14 protein-coding genes and 1 pseudogene are annotated in these 18,605 nt (G+C 31.7%); 13 read left to right on the top strand and 2 right to left on the bottom strand.

The window, feature by feature from the left end; translation table 11 throughout:
• Positions 1–16 precede the first annotated feature (16 nt).
• The 5 genes and pseudogenes from menD to AC2D8I_RS00620 form a co-directional block, all read left to right on the top strand.
• Complete coding sequence (menD, locus tag AC2D8I_RS00600; RefSeq protein WP_484704041.1) at positions 17–1,690, top strand: 2-succinyl-5-enolpyruvyl-6-hydroxy-3-cyclohexene-1-carboxylic-acid synthase; 1,674 nt, start codon at positions 17–19, stop codon at positions 1,688–1,690.
• 93 nt (positions 1,691–1,783) lie between these two features.
• On the top strand, positions 1,784–2,122 hold the full coding sequence (locus AC2D8I_RS00605) for a DUF2853 family protein (protein WP_484704042.1): 339 nt from the start codon (positions 1,784–1,786) through the stop codon (positions 2,120–2,122).
• A gap of 75 nt (positions 2,123–2,197) precedes the next feature.
• On the top strand, positions 2,198–3,028 hold the full coding sequence (locus tag AC2D8I_RS00610; RefSeq protein WP_484704043.1) for a CvfB family protein: 831 nt from the start codon (positions 2,198–2,200) through the stop codon (positions 3,026–3,028).
• A 612-nt stretch (positions 3,029–3,640) separates the two neighbouring features.
• Positions 3,641–5,131, top strand: a complete 1,491-nt coding sequence (locus AC2D8I_RS00615; RefSeq protein ID WP_484704044.1) for a hypothetical protein — start codon at positions 3,641–3,643, stop codon at positions 5,129–5,131.
• Between the two features lie 20 nt (positions 5,132–5,151).
• Positions 5,152–5,247 (top strand): annotated as a pseudogene (locus AC2D8I_RS00620) (GntR family transcriptional regulator); the annotation flags it as partial.
• On the opposite strand, the gene AC2D8I_RS00625 reads toward AC2D8I_RS00620, so the two are convergent.
• A complete protein-coding gene (locus tag AC2D8I_RS00625) occupies positions 5,239–6,330 on the bottom strand; it encodes a C1 family peptidase (protein WP_484704045.1) in 1,092 nt (363 codons plus the stop codon). The pseudogene AC2D8I_RS00620 and the gene AC2D8I_RS00625 sit on opposite strands and share 9 nt — an antisense overlap.
• A 391-nt stretch (positions 6,331–6,721) precedes the next feature.
• On the opposite strand from AC2D8I_RS00625, the gene AC2D8I_RS00630 reads away from it, so the two are divergent.
• From AC2D8I_RS00630 to AC2D8I_RS00640, 3 genes are all read left to right on the top strand, one after another.
• Positions 6,722–7,561, top strand: coding sequence for a 1,4-dihydroxy-2-naphthoyl-CoA synthase (locus AC2D8I_RS00630; RefSeq protein ID WP_484704046.1), 840 nt, complete (start codon positions 6,722–6,724; stop codon positions 7,559–7,561).
• 10 nt (positions 7,562–7,571) lie between these two features.
• Positions 7,572–8,474, top strand: coding sequence for a 1,4-dihydroxy-2-naphthoate octaprenyltransferase (menA, locus tag AC2D8I_RS00635; protein WP_484704047.1), 903 nt, complete (start codon positions 7,572–7,574; stop codon positions 8,472–8,474).
• Between the two features lie 75 nt (positions 8,475–8,549).
• Positions 8,550–9,227 (top strand): metal-dependent hydrolase, encoded by a 678-nt coding sequence (locus tag AC2D8I_RS00640; RefSeq protein ID WP_484704048.1) that lies wholly within the window; start codon positions 8,550–8,552, stop codon positions 9,225–9,227.
• Here AC2D8I_RS00640 and AC2D8I_RS00645 read toward each other — a convergent pair.
• Positions 9,222–10,118, bottom strand: coding sequence for a sterol desaturase family protein (locus AC2D8I_RS00645; protein WP_484704049.1), 897 nt, complete (start codon positions 10,116–10,118; stop codon positions 9,222–9,224). The genes AC2D8I_RS00640 and AC2D8I_RS00645 overlap by 6 nt on opposite strands.
• 68 nt (positions 10,119–10,186) lie before the next feature.
• Between AC2D8I_RS00645 and AC2D8I_RS00650 the strand changes: the two genes are divergently transcribed.
• From AC2D8I_RS00650 to AC2D8I_RS00670, 5 genes are all read left to right on the top strand, one after another.
• Entirely contained in the window at positions 10,187–11,221 is a 1,035-nt protein-coding gene (locus AC2D8I_RS00650; protein ID WP_484704050.1) for an o-succinylbenzoate synthase, read from the top strand.
• Between the two features lie 4 nt (positions 11,222–11,225).
• Positions 11,226–12,158: a CPBP family intramembrane glutamic endopeptidase gene (locus tag AC2D8I_RS00655; RefSeq protein ID WP_484704051.1), complete on the top strand. Its 933-nt coding sequence runs from the start codon at positions 11,226–11,228 to the stop codon at positions 12,156–12,158.
• 72 nt (positions 12,159–12,230) lie between these two features.
• Positions 12,231–13,226 carry an AMP-binding protein gene (locus AC2D8I_RS00660; RefSeq protein WP_484704052.1) on the top strand — a complete coding sequence of 332 codons (996 nt, stop codon included), beginning with the start codon at positions 12,231–12,233 and terminating at the stop codon, positions 13,224–13,226.
• A gap of 59 nt (positions 13,227–13,285) precedes the next feature.
• Positions 13,286–15,052, top strand: coding sequence for a signal peptide peptidase SppA (sppA, locus tag AC2D8I_RS00665; RefSeq protein WP_484704053.1), 1,767 nt, complete (start codon positions 13,286–13,288; stop codon positions 15,050–15,052).
• A gap of 154 nt (positions 15,053–15,206) precedes the next feature.
• Positions 15,207–18,512, top strand: a complete 3,306-nt coding sequence (locus tag AC2D8I_RS00670; protein ID WP_484704054.1) for a VIT domain-containing protein — start codon at positions 15,207–15,209, stop codon at positions 18,510–18,512.
• Positions 18,513–18,605: the final 93 nt, after the last annotated feature.

Here is an 18,605-nt window from a genome sequence, read left to right on the forward strand (position 1 = left end):
TAAGATTGAATCTTATATGAAATACCCGAAAATCCTATTGGCACAAACAATTGTTTCACTTTGTAAGGCCAAAAATATAAAACATATCGTCTTATCTCCAGGTAGTAGAAATGCGCCATTAACGATTGGTTTTACTAATGATTCTTTTTTTAAATGCTATAGTGTTGTAGATGAGCGTTGTGCGGGTTTTTTTGCATTAGGAATAGCGCAGCAAATCAAAAGGCCAGTAGCGGTTGTTTGTACTTCAGGAAGTGCGTTGCTTAATTATTATCCAGCAGTTTCTGAAGCTTTTTATAGCCACATACCTTTAGTCGTTTTATCGGCAGATAGACCTAAACATTTAATAGGGATCGGTGATGGACAAACGATAAATCAAGAAGCTATATATAAGAATCATATTCTGTATTCAGCCCATTTAAAACAAGATTTAGATTTACAGCAAACAGTTCAAGAACAAAATGAAGTTAAAATAAATGAAGCTTTAAATATGGCGTTCTCTAAAAAAGGACCTGTGCATATAAATAGTCCTTTTAATGAGCCTTTGTATGAAACTGTAAACCATATATCTGTAAAGCCTAAGCTCTTACCAATAGAAGTTCCAGAAGTAGTGGCTGAAGACTATACAGCTTATCGTAAAACATGGAATACAGCAAAACGAAAATTGGTGCTGGTAGGTGTAAATCCACCAAATACAGTGGCACAAGAGTTTTTAAATTTTTTAGCGGAAGATGACAGTGTTGTTGTTTTAACAGAAACAACGTCTAACCTGCATCATAATTCATTTATTCCAAGTATAGACAAGTTAATAGCACCATTAAATAAAGGCGCGTTAGAAAATTTTAAACCAGATTTACTTTTAACATTTGGCGGACTTATTGTTTCTAAAAAAATTAAACATTTTTTGCGAAATTATAAACCGAAACAGCATTGGCATATTGGAGACGCTAATGCAAATGACACCTTTTTCGTATTAAACAAGCATTTTAAAATGACTGTTAATCATTTTTTTTCTAATGTTTTAAAAAACAGTGACGCTATTCAAAGCGATTATAAAAGGCATTGGAAAAAGGTAATGCAACAACGTGTAGAAAAACATGAGAAATATTTAAAACGGATTCCTTTTTCAGATTTTAAAGTAATGGATTTCTTGTTGAAGAGCATTCCAAACGGATGTATGCTTCAAGTAGGAAACAGTTCTGTAATTCGTTATCTTCAATTGTTTAAGATTAATAAAACACTTCAAGTCTTTTGTAACAGAGGCACTAGTGGTATCGATGGTAGTACAAGTACAGCTATAGGCGCAGCTTCGGTTGTAGATAAGCATACCGTTTTCATTACAGGAGATTTAAGCTTTTTTTACGATAGCAATGCATTGTGGAATAACTATATTCCAAATAGTTTTAGAATTATAGTCGTAAATAATGGTGGTGGTGGGATTTTTAGAATACTTCCAGGGGATAAAAACACAGCGAATTTTGATACCTTTTTTGAAACTAAACATAAGTTAGATGCGTCACATTTATGTAAAATGCATGGTTTCGATTATGAGAAAGCTAATAACGAAAGTGAATTAGAGGCGGTATTGCAACGTTTCTATTTAAAATCAAATACACCAAAATTATTAGAAATATTTACGCCTAGTAAAGACAATGATGTGGTTCTATTAGATTATTTTAAAGCATTGGAATAAGTTTGTGCTTTTATAAAATAAGTTTTGCAAAAAATATTAGATTAAAAATATTGTATCTTTAAAAATAATAAGAATTTATAAATTACAAACATTATGAGTAAACGTGACGACCTTATCGTAAAATATGCTGCAGATTTAAAAGATAAATGTGGTGTAAACCCAGATATGGATTTTTTAACTAAAGTGACCATTGGTTGTGGGCCATCAATTTACAATAAAGATTCTGCAACAGTTTCAGGAACAGATGCGGCAGAGTTAGCAACTGTAAAAAACAATTTTTTAATTAAAAAATTAGGACTGGCTGATAGTGCAGACCTGGATAAAGCTATAGATTCTGTTATCGAAACGTACGGCCGTTCTAATAAAAATAAATATAGAGTCGTTGTCTATTACTTATTAGCAAAACATTTTAAAAAAGAGTCTGTTTACTAATAGAAAAATAATAACTTATACCAAGCGTTGCAATATTAAGTTGTAACGCTTTTTTTATATCACTACCTTTGCAAAATGATAAATATAGGTCAATACAATACTCTAAAAATTTTAAGAGATACAGAACCAGGTTTATTCCTTGGCGATGCAGATGAAAATGAAGTTTTATTACCCAATAGATATGTTCCAGAACAGTTTGAAATAGGGGGCTTTATAGAGGTTTTTATTTATTTAGATAATGAAGAACGCATAATCGCTACTACAGATAAACCACACATTGTAAATGGCGATTTCGCTGTATTAAGGTGTAATGATGTTACCAATTATGGTGCTTTTTTAGATTGGGGATTAGTAAAAGAATTATTTTGTCCATTTAAAGAGCAAGCATTTCCTATGAAAAAAGGCGGGTGGTATTTAGTACATTGCTATTTAGATGAAAAAACGGAACGTTTGGTAGCTTCTAGTAAAACCAATAGGTTTTTAGATAATACAACCTTAACCGTGTCCGAATTTGATAAAGTAGATGTTATTGTATCACATCCTAGCGATATAGGAATGAATGTTATTGTAAATAATAAGCATTTTGGATTAATTTATAAGGATCGTATTTTTCAAGATTTAAGTATTGGAGACACTCTAAAAGGAATTGTTAAAAAAATACGCCCAGGAAACAAGATAGACATCGCTTTAGGAGAAATAGGTTACAGAAATATAGAGCCTAATGCAAATTTAATACTGAAAGCATTAGAGGATAATTCTGGTTTTCTGCCGTTAAATGATAAATCGTCTCCTGAGGTTATTAAAGAACACCTTCAAATGAGTAAAAAGAATTTTAAGAAGGCTATTGGTACCTTATACAAGAAAAAACTAATTACTATTAAAGAAGCAGGGATTACGCTAGTATAATTTAGTTTTAAGTTTCTTAGGATAGCATCTTTATGCACCAAAATAGCTATAGTTTTTAATCTCATATAAGGCTCACTCATATAGATATAACCGTTATTAGCAATTTTCCCCCATGAATTTTTTATTACTAATTTTAGACTAAAAATCCGATTAAGTCCTTATTGACTTGAAAGTAGAATACAACGTCGAGTAAATATCTGTTGACGTCAGGGGAGAAAATTACTTATTGAGAGGAATAGCAAAGGCTAACGCTTTTTTTGAGGTAAGATCAAACTATAATCAAAAGCTAAAATTAAACAAAGAAAAAAATATAGAGACATGTGGAGTTATGCATTATCAGTTATGATATCCTATACCCTCACTAATCTATCCTGTACAAATATTCTAAATGTAATACTTATTTTAGCTTACGATAAAAAAGGTTATATTAGTAATATGATCATCTTTATAGATAAGTAAAAAATAACTTTTGGTGATAATCTTACCTTATATTGCTAAAATTAAAAAGTAGCAAGACAACTTTTTAATCCCTTTGACATATCTTTATCATGACAGGTTAAAAGGCACTTTGCGAAATACTACAATACCATAGATAAGATATTAATTACAACGATGAAAAAAAAACTAATCAATTTAACTCTTCTTAATTTAGGATTACTGCCGTGTATATTTTGGATTTACAACTATTTAAATGTTGATTTATGGTATGATGAAGTCTATTCTTTGCAACATTTTGTGCTAGGGGATTTCAATAAAACCTTTTTTCATTATCCGTTACCAAATAATCATGTGTTTTTCAATTTTACTAGCCAGATTATTTCAAGAATAACCAATTGCAGGAACTTAATAGATGTTGCTAATAACGTTTATATTTTTCGTCTTTTCCAAGTTTTGATCACTTTATTTATAGCCTACTATTCAGTATTAATCGCAAAAAGGTTTTTTAAAATTGATTATAGTTTATTTGTAGTCTCTGTATTGTTTACATGTATTCCCTTTATGAATTTTTCATTACAATTAAGAGGATATAATATTAGTGCTTTGTTTTTAATAATGATAGTATATTACGTTATGGCATTGATAGAGCGTTCAGATGAACACAATAGCTTTTTTGTCGTTATTTCTAGTGCTTTATTTATATATACAATCCCTTCAAATATTTATATACTCGCATCGATATTAATCGTTTTAATATTTAGGTTTATTTCTAATCGAAAACAAAATAAAAGTGATTATCTTTTTTACCTTAAGCCAATTGTTTTAATATGTATAGGAGTTGGAATTGCAACAGTACTATATTATCCAATCTTATACAATATTATTTTTAATAGATTCTCTTATGAATCGCCAGATAACATATTCTATTCATTAGAGTTAATACCTCAGGTTTTTCTTGCATTTTTATCTAAAAAATACTTGTTGGGACTGCTCTTTATCTTTGGTGCTTGGGGGTTTATACGTAGGTCTAAAAAAAAAGAAAAACAGTTGTTTCTTTCTTTATTAATTCTCTTGATTCTTCCTTTTATATTGTCTTTTTTTCATCAAAAAACACCTTTTTTAAGAGTTTTTGTACCTCTTAGTCCCCTCTTTTGCCTCTTAATTAGTATCCCTATTATTAAGCTTATTCAAAAAGTATCTAACCCTATACTTTTTGCTAGCTCTATTTTTCTTATTCCTATGTACTGTATAATATTGTTTGTTAGTGAAATAAAAACCAACGATACGGACATTAGAAACCAATTAATTAATAACAACAAAAGGGTTCAAGACATTTACCAGAATTACTATTTATCAAACTCTTTTAATCTAAAAGAAACGATGAAACATTTAAAGTCAATCTCAAAAAAGGAGCCTGTTTTTATGTATAAACAAATAGATTCACCTGCAACCAAATTATATTTATTAATGAATGGATTGAATTCGATTAAAATAAACTCAATAAACGACATAGAGGCAACGATTATTAAATATGGAAAAGCATATGTTTTAACAAGTTATAAAAAAAAAACGTTACAGGATTTAGAAAATATTAGCACCATAAAGAGCACTGTTATTATGGAACAATACCCTTTTTCTAATATTATCTGCATAAGTAAAAAGTAGTTCGGAAATCTTGTTAGCCCCTCCAAATGAGTAAAAAGAATTTTAAGAAGGCTATTGGTACCTTATACAAGAAAAAACTAATTACTATTAAAGAAGCAGGGATTACGCTAGTATAATTTAGTTTTAAGTTTCTTAGGGATAGCATCTTTATGTACCAAAATAGCTATAGTTTTTAATCTCATATAAGGCTCACTCATATAGATATAACCGTTATTAGCAATTTTTCCCCATGAATTTTTTACTTTATAGTATTTATTTCCATGTTGATCTTTTACTGTTCCTGTAATATGCATTAAATGATCATCTGTGGTATTGTAGTTTTCAAATTCCTGTTGTCTTAATTCAGAGGTAACAGTTGTTTCAGGAACAATACGTTTTAACGCTTCAGTATTTTTAGTTTTATCTTTCGGTAGAACGGCTAAGCCATATTTAGCAGAAAAAGTAGGTTCGCTTACATCACAATCTAATTCTACAGTATATCCTTTTTTTAAGGCATTGTCTATAGTACTAATTAAATCATTTAATGCAACATTATAATAACTGCCGTTAGAAAAATTATCAGGGATGTTTAAAATGAATTTAGAATACGGTGCTTGGTGTGTAAAACTAGTTAGGTTGATATAATCATTAGGTTTAATTTTTGTCATTTTCAAAAATGATTGCGGCGTATATTTTATGCCTTCATAAGTAAAAGACGTTATTTTTTTTCCAAGTGCGCTATCCAATATCCTTTCTGTGCTTTGTTTCCAATCGCTGGTAGGGGATTTTATGTACTTACTAAGTACCGATTTTAAGCGACTCACTATTTTGGAATGATCATGATTTGTTGCTTCTCCTTGTAAACCAGAATAAGCACTTAAAGGCACCAAGCCATATTCAGAAACACTATGCATTACATCATGCGCTAAACCACCTTCGCTAAATTGCGCTTTGCCTTGTCTCATAACGTAGTTCCATGCTTTTTTAGGATAAGTTTGCCTAACGGTGTACATTTCAGATAAATCGATGCGCTTTCCTGTTAATCTAATAATTTCACTTTCTAAAAATGAAGATGTTGAAAAACTCCAACAAGTTCCTGTTTTTCCTTGACTAATAACATCGGTAGCATCTATGTCAATTACGGTTTCAAAATCATATGCTTGCGAAAAAGAGAAAAAAGAAGTTAATAGAATTAAAGTGAGTAAATTATATTTTTTCATAATTAAAAGGCTATTATTAATGTTTTTAAGGCACTAAAATATAAAAAGAAAACCATCGCTAGCCGAAAAATGGTGTTAAGATCATGACTTGTTATTCTTTTTGTACTCTTACTCATTGAATAAGACGTTTTAATTTTATAATACTAGGTGAATTAATATTAAAAAGAAGGCAGGATTAATTTAAACTTCGGTTTTCACGTTTTATTTTATAGTATCTAAGCATTTTTATATTAAGTATTTATAGAATTATTTTTAAGTATAACGAAAAGAATGTAATAAAGCCCTATTTCTTTTTTAATATGAACATGAATACGAAAAGACGATTATATGGTAAAAATTATGGTTTGGTAAACTCTATTTTGTGTATTTTTATCGCCCAAAACAAAGGAAGATGAATGAAATTAAATGGGTAAAAGTAAAGGACTACGAAGATATTACTTATAGCAAGTGTAATGGTGTAGCCAGAATTGCGTTTAATAGACCAGATGTTAGAAATGCATTTAGACCAAAAACAACAAAAGAATTGTATGATGCTTTTTATGATGCACAAGAAGATACAAGTATAGGAGTTGTTTTACTATCTGCCGAAGGGCCTTCTTCAAAGGATGGGGTTTATTCGTTTTGTTCTGGAGGCGATCAAAAAGCACGAGGACACCAAGGCTATGTGGGAGAAGATGGCTACCATCGTTTAAATATTTTAGAAGTACAACGTTTAATCCGTTTTATGCCTAAAGCAGTTATCGCCGTAGTGCCTGGCTGGGCTGTTGGTGGCGGGCATAGCTTACATGTTGTTTGCGACTTAACTTTAGCGAGTAAGGAACATGCCATATTTAAGCAAACCGATGCCGATGTTACAAGTTTTGATGGCGGTTACGGATCTGCATATTTAGCAAAAATGGTAGGACAAAAAAAAGCGCGAGAGATTTTCTTCCTAGGGAGAAATTATACTGCGCAAGAAGCCTATGAAATGGGGATGGTTAATGCTGTTATACCACACGCAGAACTAGAAGATACAGCATATAATTGGGCACAAGAAATTCTTGCAAAATCACCGACGTCTATAAAAATGTTGAAATTCGCTATGAATTTAACAGATGATGGTATGGTAGGACAACAAGTATTCGCCGGTGAAGCAACCCGACTGGCTTATATGACAGACGAAGCAAAAGAAGGTAGAGATGCCTTTTTAGAAAAACGAAAGCCTAATTTTCCAAAACAATGGATTCCTTAGTCTATTTTATATGAACAATATTTCAATATGGGTGTCTGCTATTAGATTGAGAACATTACCATTATCCATTTCTGGAATAATTGTAGCAGGATGTTTGGCAGAATACAACGGCTTGTTTTCTTGGAACATTTTTTCTTTAGCCATTTTAACAACACTGAGTTTTCAAATACTCTCAAATCTAGCAAATGATTATGGCGATGGTGTTAAAGGAACCGATAATAACTATAGAATAGGACCAGAGCGTGCCATACAAAGCGGTGCAATTACTCCAAATCAAATGTTTGCAGCGATAAGAGTAAATATTATAATTAGTATAATATTAACGGTAGCCTTAATCTATTCCGCATTTGGCGTTAAGCACTTGTTATTTGCGCTTATGTTTTTATGTTTAGGTATTGTCTCTGTTATAGCAGCTATGCGCTATACTGTAGGGAATAAGGCTTATGGATATAAAGGATTGGGAGATATTTTTGTCTTTGTTTTTTTTGGTTTGGTAAGTGTTATAGGATGTTATGTTTTGTTTGCAAAACGATTAGATCATATCGTATTTTTACCAGCACTAGCTATAGGTTTATTAAGTACTGGAGTGTTAAACTTAAATAATATGCGAGACATAGAAAGTGATCTCAAGTCCAATAAAATTACATTAGCAGTAAAACTTGGTAGACAAAAAGCTAAAAGGTATCATTATTTACTTGTGGGGGGAGCAATTGTATGCTCTTTTATGTATGGAATATTATATTATACATCGATTTATAATATTATATTTTTCGTTGCTTATATTCCGTTATTTGTGCATTTAAAAACAGTCATAAAAAATAAAGCCCCAAAGGATTTTGATCCAGAGTTAAAAAAACTAGCACTTTCTACAGTTTTATTAGCCTTACTTTTGGGCATAGGACATTTATTTTAACGATATTAAGGGATGGAATTAGAAGGTCTTAACTAATCTTTTAATTCCAATTTAAATTTAAATAAAAGAGAACAGATGAAAATTACATTTTTTGGACATGCTTCTTTACATATTGAGGTTAATGACGTAAACCTGTTAGTAGATCCTTTTATAACAGGCAATCCTAAAGCAAAAAACATCGATATAAATACTTTAAAAGCAGATTATATCTTGGTGACACATGCACACCAAGATCATATATTAGATGTTGAAGCCATAGCAAAAAATACAAATGCTGTAGTGGTTTCTAATTTTGAAATAGTTAACTATTTTAATCAATTAGGAATAGAAGGCCATCCTATGAATCATGGCGGGACATGGGACTTTGAGTTTGGAAAACTTAAATATGTAAATGCGATTCACACCTCTTCTTTTCCTGATGGAAGTTATGGAGGACAACCTGGAGGCTTTGTTATAGAAGGAAAACATAAAAATATTTATATAGCAGGAGATACAGCTTTAAGTTTTGATATGAAACTTATTCCAATGCAAACCAAGCTCGATTTGGCTATTTTACCTATTGGCGATAATTTTACGATGGGTATAAATGATGCCATTTTAGCCAGTGACTTTGTTGAATGTGATAAGATTTTAGGCTATCATTTTGATACCTTTGGCTATATTGAAATAGATCATGCTCTTGCTAAGCAAAAGTTTTTTGATAAAAATAAAGATTTAATGCTATTAGAAATAGGGGAAAGTATAGCATTATAATTTATTATTCTCTTTAAGCCAATCGTTTCTTAAATCGTTAGAGACTTTACCTGTACCATTATGATTCCATCCAGGTGGTTTTATAAGGTATTTTATTCGGCTTAGTAGTGATTTTTTTCCAGAAAAAACATCTTTAAAAACAGCAATCCATTCTAGGAAAGCTATTTTTATAGGGTTGTATGTGTTTATATTTGTTGTAAGACCATAAATGACCTTTTCGTCTTTTAACTCTGGCTGAAACGTATTGAAAAGTCTGTCCCAAATAATAAAAATACCAGCGTGATTTCTATCTAAATACAGGGGATTACTGCCATGGTGTACACGATGGTGAGATGGCGTGTTCATAACTGCTTCAAACCATTTTGGGAGTTTATCAATCGTTTCTGTATGAATCCAAAACTGATAGATTAAACTAATAGACATTTGTAACATAATCATACCAGGGTGAAACCCTAAAAGCGGTAACCATAGCCAAAAAATAAAAGAATAGAAGCCTCCAGACCAAGTTTGTCGCAAAGCAGTACTTAAATTATAATGTTTAGAAGAATGATGGATTATATGAGAAGCCCAAAATAGCCTGCATTCATGCGAAATACGATGAAACCAATAATAGGCAAAGTCATCGGCAAAAAGTAATAAAAGAAAACTCCACCAAACTACAGGAATGGTAAAGAGTCTAAAATTATCATAAATATAAAAAAAAGCGAAAAGGACTATGAGTTTACTCAAAAAACCTAAAAAAACATTTCCCAGTCCCATACTTATAGAGGAAAGTGAATCTTTGAATTCGTAGCCTTTAATACCTTGCTTTATAGTAACATATATTTCTAATGCTATAGCAAGAACAAAAAAAGGTATGGCGAAAAAGATTACGTTTGGAAACTCAGTCATAGATTATTGGGATTTATATACAGCTAATTTAGTAAATAATTTAAGTATTTTTGATATTATTTTTAATTATGACAGCGACCTACCATAGATATAACCTAAACTTTAAAACCCCTAGTGGAACATCTAGAGGAATTTTAAAAACAAAAGAAACCTGGTTTATTATTATAGCTTTTGAAGGAAAAAAGGGCATTGGAGAATGTGGTATTCTTCGAGGGCTTTCCATTGATGACAGACCGGATTATGAAGCACAATTAAAATACACTTGTAAAAATATAGAAAAAGGCTTAGCTTTTCTATTGTCTAAAAATAGCGCCTTTCCAAGTATTCAGATCGGTTTAGAAATGGCTTTTAAATCTTTAATATCTAATTTCCCATTTCAATTATGGCCCTCTAAATTTACAAATGGCGAAGACAATATTCCTATTAATGGACTCATTTGGATGGGAACAGAACGGTTTATGAAGGCTCAAATTAAAGATAAGATTGAAGCAGGATTTACCTGTATAAAAATGAAGATAGGAGCGATCGATTTTAATACAGAATTGCAGCTGTTAAAAGCCATTCGAAAAAATTTTAGCGAAAAAGATATTGAGTTAAGAGTTGATGCGAATGGCGCTTTTACACCAGATTGCGCATTAGATAAATTGAAATTATTATCGGAATTGCAATTGCACTCTATAGAACAACCTATAAAACAAGGCCAACATTATGAAATGGCAAAATTATGTGATGTTAGCCCTTTACCAATAGCTTTGGATGAAGAATTAATAGGGGTATTTTCTGTAACAAAAAAAGAAACGCTGCTACAAACAATAAATCCGCAATATATAATTCTAAAACCCAGTTTTATAGGGGGATTTAATGGCAGTGATGAATGGATCGCTTTGGCGGAAAAGCAAAATGTAGGTTGGTGGATTACTAGCGCATTAGAGAGTAATGTTGGGTTAAATGCCATCGCACAATATACTTATTCGAAGCAAAATGCGATGCCTCAAGGTTTAGGAACAGGAAGTTTATTTACCAATAATTTTGATTCGCCATTACAAGTAAAAAATGGTACATTGCATTATAATATAACCAGCAATTGGAAATTTGATTTATAAAAGAATGAATTATATACAACAAGCATTTACAGGAAAAATAGGATTTTGGAAATACCTTATTATTCCAGGATTATTTTTTGGATTAATGGCTTTAAATTTTTTAGTCATTAAAATGCTTAATATTGATGTTGATGCAATAATAAAATTGGAAATAGAAAATAAAGGCGAAAACAGATTTCTTATGGAAAGCTTAATTCCAATGGCAATAGGATTGGCGGGTTTATTTTTATGGGTGAAATTTATGCATCGTCAATCGATAAGGTCTTTAACTACGTCACGAAAAAAAGTAGATTGGAAGCGTATTTTGTTTGCCTTTTTTTTATGGGGAATTTTATCTTCAGGAATGGTTATTTTTGATTATTTTAGGTCTCCGGAAAGTTATTTAAATAACTTTAAATTAGTACCTTTTTTAATCCTTGCAATTATCGCAATTCTTTTAGTTCCTCTTCAAACAAGTTTTGAAGAATATTTATTTAGAGGGTATTTAATGCAAGGTATAGGCGCCTTTGTAAAAAACCGATGGCTGCCTTTAATTTTTACATCTGTCGTTTTTGGCGTCATGCATATAGCTAATCCAGAAGTAGGAAAACTAGGCTATATTATTATGGTTTATTATATCGGAACAGGTTTCTTTTTAGGGATATTAACGTTAATGGATGAAGGTTTGGAACTCGCTTTAGGATTTCATGCAGCAAATAATTTATTTACAGCATTATTAGTCACCTCCGATTGGACAGTACTTCAAACACATTCGATATTAAAAGATGTTTCAAACCCTTTGGAGACAATGTCTTATAGTGTATTTGTACCTGTATTTATAATTTTTCCTATTCTATTATTTATTTTTAGTAAAGTTTACAAATGGACGGACTGGAAAGAAAAATTATTTGGAAAAATAGTAGAACCCACTAAAGACAATTATAAAGTCATTGATTAATTTGTGATACCCAAGTACAATAAAATACATAATAGGTTTAAATATAATAATGTTCATTTTTCGTTTCAAAAATTGAAGGCCCTAGCTTACAGTTTAATAAAGGAAGGAGAGGCGTTTGAGAAAGAAATTGGAGAATTTATTTTAGATTGGCAGGATGAAAAACCTTTTGTTTTAGCCAAAACATCGGGATCAACAGGGCTACCAAAAGTGATTACACTCGACAAGCAAGCAATGGTAAACTCTGCAATAGCAACGGGAGATTTTTTTAAGTTAAAACCAGGAGACAAAGCCTTATTATGTTTACCCGCATCATATATAGCAGGGAAAATGATGCTGGTTAGAGCTTTTGCTATAGGTCTAGAACTCGATGTGCTAGAGCCTAAATCTATGCTTAAATTAAATCCGAATTTAAACTATGATTTTGTCGCTATGGTACCGATGCAACTTCAAAGCAATATAAATAACCTTTATAATGTTAAAAAGTTGATAGTTGGTGGTGCTAAGGTACCAAAGGCCTTAATTGAAAAAATACAGGCTTTGGGTACTAAAATATACGAAACTTATGGGATGACAGAAACAGTATCTCATATTGCAGTAAAACAGATTAATGGAGCCGATAAATCTGAACAATTTAAAGCATTACCTAAGGTTACGATAACTCAAGATAATAATGGGTGCTTGATTATAAATGCACCATATATTACCCCAGAGGTCGTAATAACAAATGATATTGTTCAATTATATGAAAATGCTTCTTTTAAATGGTTAGGACGTATTGATAATGTTATCAATTCAGGAGGGATAAAAGTATTTCCAGAACAAATCGAAAATAAGTTACAGGACAAGATTAAGGGGCGTTTTTTTATAGCATCCCAGGAGGATGCAGTTCTTGGCCAACGTGTTATATTGGTTTTAGAAGGCCTTAATAAAGCTATAGATGTAGAAATTTTGAAATGCTTAAAACCTTTTGAAAGACCAAAAAACATTTATACTGTAGAACAATTTATAGAGACCTCATCAGGTAAAATTCAGCGTAACAAGACTTTGAAAAAACTAATAACAAACTAATATGAAATAGTTGTAACAAACTTCATATTGTTACTACTAATAATAAAATACTATTATATATGAATTTTTTAAAACGCGTACTCTCAACTGTAACAGGAATTTTTGTGTTCTTATGTATCTGTTTCGGCTTATTATTAATTGTAGGACTTATAGCAGGCGCATCATCCAAAGAAACTATAGTAATAAAAGACAAGACTGTATTAGATCTTAGATTAGATTTTCCAATTAAAGACTATGCAGCAGAAACCGTTTTTGTAGAATACCCCTTTTTAAATGAAAATAAGAAAAATGGGTTATTTAATATTATTAATGCAATAGATTATGCGGCTTCAGATTCTAAGATTGAAGGCATAACGATCGATAATAATCTAATGATGGCTGGTGTTTCGCAAACAAAAGCCATTAGAGATGCATTGTTACGGTTTAAGGAGTCTGGGAAATTTATTACATCCTATGCCGATTTTTATACGCAAAAGGATTATTATTTATGTTCTGTTGCAGATACAATTTATATGAATCCCGTAGGCGCTATGGAATTTAAAGGATTGTCTACAGAACGCCTGTATTATAAAGATTTCCAAGAAAAAACAGGCCTAAAAATGGAAGTAATTAGGTTAGGGAAATATAAAAGTGCTGTAGAACCATATCTAGAGAATGAGATGAGCGAGAATAACCGCGAGCAAATAAGTGTGTATTTAAATGGAATTTGGTCTGTAATAAAAACGGAGGTGTCAGACAGTAGAGGGATTTCTACAACGCAGCTAAATACTATTGCAGATGACTTACTGGCCAGAACAGCACCATTGGCAATGGAATCCAAATTAATAGATAGAGTTGCTTATCACGACGAATATTTGAGTGATATGAAAAAGCGCATGGATATAGATCAAGAAAAAGAAATAAATACGATTAACATTGAAGATTATGCTAAATATACAGCCAATAAGAAGCTTCTTAAATCTAGTAAAAATAAAATCGCAGTTATTTATGCACAAGGCCAAATAATTTATGGAGAAGGCAATGAGGATTTTGTAGGTCAAGGGACTATGAATGAGGCTTTAAAAAAGGCAAGAGAAGACAATAACGTAAAAGCCATTGTATTAAGAATCAATTCTCCTGGAGGTAGTGCTTTGGCAAGCGAATTGATTTGGAGAGAAATAGAACTCACAAAAAAAATAAAACCCGTAATTGTTTCTATGGGAGATGTTGCGGCTTCAGGAGGCTATTATATTGCTTGTAATGCCGATAAGATTTTTGCCGAACCAACAACTATAACAGGAAGTATAGGTGTTTTTGGAACATTGCCTAACGCTAAGGAGTTAGCAGATAGGATCGGGATTAATGCAGAGCAGGTTACAACAAATAAAAACGCATTAACCTACAGCTTTTTTGAACCTTTAAGCGAAGAACAACGAGCGTTTATTAGAGAAGGTGTGAGTGATATTTATGAGCTTTTTACACAACGCGTAGCAGATGGAAGAGAACATTTAACACAAGATGATGTAAAAGCTATAGCGCAAGGGCGCGTTTGGACAGGGACAGATGCTTTAAACAATGGTTTGATAGATGCTTTGGGGGGATTAGATGAAGCTTTAGAGTATGCTGCAAAAATTTCAGAAATTGAAAATTATAAGATAAAAGAACTTCCTGTTTATGAAAAGTCTCTAGAGGAAATGATTGCTGGTTTTGGTTTGATAAAATCTAAAGAAACAATATTGAAAGAAGAATTAGGAATAGAAAATTATAAGATTTTAAAAGAAATAAAAACAATGACAGAGCAAAAAGGAGTACAGTTATTGTTCCCTTTTAATGTAGAGATAAAATAATAATATCAAAATTTAGATAGTCTAAAAAGGTTAAGCATGAGCTTAGCCTTTTTTGTTTTATACTTTCCCTCACTCAAGAGGAGTGTTCCCTAAATCCTTGTTTTGTAATAAAAGCTTTAGTTATAGTTTTACTTCTAACTAAAAGTAAAAACTTATGGCACTACTTACGACTACAAAAAAAATAATAAAAGTACTATTTGTCACACTCATAGCATTTCAGCTACAAGCACAAGACATTCCCTCTATTAAAGTAGGGAAAGATAAGTTGGGTGTTACATCACTAGATATAAAAGTGGAGGTTGTTGGTAATATCGCAACAACAACCTATGATATGTTATTTTATAACCCGACAGAATCAATTTTAGAAGGAGAATTAGCATTCCCTTTAGGAGAAGGGCAAAATGTTTCACGATTGGCTTTAGAGGTCAATGGGAAACTAAGAGAAGCTGTCGTGGTAGAAAAAGAACAAGGACGGATTGCATTCGAGGCTGTTGTAAGGCGTGGTGTAGACCCTGTTCTATTGGAGAAAGGGACAGGAAATAATTACAAAGCAAGAATTTATCCTATTCCAGCTAAAGGGTATAAACGGATTGTTTTAGCTTATGAGCAAGAGCTTATTCTTAGTGAAGATGCGCATTACTTTCATTTACCATTGGGTTTTAAGAAGAATTTGGATCATTTTGCATTAGAAATGATTGTTTTTGATCAAAAATTAGCGCCTCTTTTAAATAAAGGAAGTCTTTCAAATTTTAAGTTTAAGGCAATACATAATAATTTTTATGCAAAAACGGTAAGAAAAAACTTCTCTCCAGAGGCCTCTTTAAGCATAAAAATTCCGCAAGAATACAATAATAATAAAATCATTGTATTCGATGATTGGTTTTATGTGTATAAAAGACTAGAACCAAGCCAAAAAATGCGATTAAAGCCAAAAACAATAGTATTATATTGGGATGTTTCCCTATCTCTTAAAAACAGAGATGTAGAAAAAGAATTAGAATTTTTGAATGCTTATTTTAAATATTTAGGAAACGTAAAAATAGAACTGATAAAATTTAGTAATGCCATTCGTTTACAAAAGGGCTATACCATTAAAAATGGGAATTGGGAAGATTTAAAATATGAGTTGGCACATTCAATTTATGATGGAGGAACATCGTATAGCAATTTATTTTTGAATAATAATGCTGATGAAATATTGCTGTTTTCAGATGGGATGAACAATTTAAGTGATTCGCCTGTTAACATTGAAAAACCAGTTTTTACAGTTAACAGCCTTGTAAAGGCAGATCATATGGCATTAAGTAAATTAAGTGAAGCGACTAATGCGAAATATATTAATATAAAAAAAGGCAGTGTTTTAGAATCTGTAAATAAAATTAAATATGAGTCTTTTAAGTTTTTAGGTGTCGAATCGTCCAATAATACTATTGAAGTTTATCCGAATACACCTGTTTCTGTGGGAAAAGATTTTTCGGTTACAGGTAAAGGTTTTAATAAAAGGGATTCTATTACATTGCTTTTTGGTTATGCTAATAAAGTGACTCAAAAAGAAACGGTAATAATAACAGAAGCTGTTGATAACGCGTTAGTACAACGAATATGGGCACAGAAAAAATTAAAGGTACTTCAGCATAATAGCGAACAAAACAAAGCAGACATTATAAAACACAGTAAGCAGTATAATTTAGTGAGTAACCATACTTCATTGATTGTATTAGAAACGGTTTGGGATTATGTAAAGTATAAAATAACACCTCCTGAGGAGTTATTGAAGGAATACAATGATATCTTGAAAAAAAACAAGCAGGTAAGGAGCGTTCAAATTGAAAATGATGATAACGAAGCCATAAAAAAAGAAGTAAGTACAAGGATCACAAATTTTACAGGCACCGTTTCTGGTACCATCTTAGATGAAAATGGATTGCCAATGCCAGGGGTAAACATTGTTGTGAAAGGAACGGCAAATGGAACGCAGACCGATTTTGATGGCATTTATTCTTTAAATGCAGCAGCAGGAGAAATATTAGTTTTCTCATCAGTTGGGTACAAAACAGCAGAAGTAGATGTTGGTGCATCAGGTGTTGTTAGTTTTTCTATGGAAGCAGACCAAACAGCAATAGACGAAGTCGTAATTACCGCTTTAGGAATAGAACGAAAGGCCGATGAAATAACAAGTTCTTCACAAGTCGTAAAAAGTGAAGAATTGATCCAGGCGTCTAACCCCAACGTGGTACAAAGCCTCGCAGTAAAAGTCTCAGGATTAAAAATAAAAACGACGAATAACGGGGCAAATGCGGGTACTAGAATAGTACTAAGAGGAAATCGATCTTTAACAGGAAACAATCAAGCATTAATTGTAATAGATGGTGCGATTTCATCTTCAGAATATTTAACATCAATCGCTCCTAATATTATAGAGTCCGTGAATGTTATTAAAGGTGCTGGAGGTGCAGCATTATATGGGGCTCAAGGAAGTAATGGCGTAATTGTTGTAACTACAAAAAAAGTAATTCCTAATTCTAGACGACAACACAATAGAAATGTAGTTGAAACCAACCTAGATAATCCTTCTAAAGTAGCGTTACCTGTTAAAGAAACTAAGTTTAAGCCAGAGTATATTGAAGTGTTGTTAACGGCAACAACCCCTACAGAAGCGTATAAAATGTATTTGAAACAACGAGCAGATTATGCAAATGTACTAGCATATTATATTGATGTTTACGACTATTTTACGAAATGGAATAATGAAGATTATAGCATGAGGATACTTACAAATATAGCCGAAATAGATTTCGATAATTATGAGCTATTACGAGTACTTGCCTATAAGTTGGAAGAAAAAAAGAATTATGGTTTGGCAAGTTATATATATGCAAGGATATTGGAGATTAGACCAGAAGATTCTCAATCTTATCGGGATTTAGCATTAGCTTATAAAGCAGTAGGGATGGAGAACGCCGCTTTTAGCTTATTAAATAACATTGTTACCGAAACGATTTATAAAAAAAAGGGTAGGCGACGGTTTTCAGGAATGCAAAGTATTGCTAAGAACGAACTGAATAATTTAGTGCCAGAAACACAAAAAGACACTATGTTCGATTTAAGAGTGGTTATAGATTGGAACCATAACGATACAGACATAGATTTATATATTATAGATCCAACTTCGGAAGAATGCTCTTATAAACATTCAAAAACAAAAATGGGAGGAAAATTATCAGATGATATGACTCAAGGTTTTGGACCTGAAGAGTTTACCCTTGAAAAGGCTAGAAAAGGGGCTTATTTTGTTAAGATTCATTATTTTGGAGATCGTTATCAGAAGGTAGAAACGCCAACATTCATGAAGGTTACTATATTTAAAGATTATGGAAAAGTAACGGAAAGTAAAGAGATTAAAGTGGTACGACTAACAAAAGCAGAAGATCGTTTAATCGTAGCAAGAATAGATATCTAAAACGAAAATCATAATTTTCAAACTAAATAGCCGTGAGTATTAACTCACGGCTACTATTAATTAATAATAACTTTGGGAGAATTATTAATCTTA

Source organism: Lacinutrix sp. YIN62 (assembly GCF_057219185.1).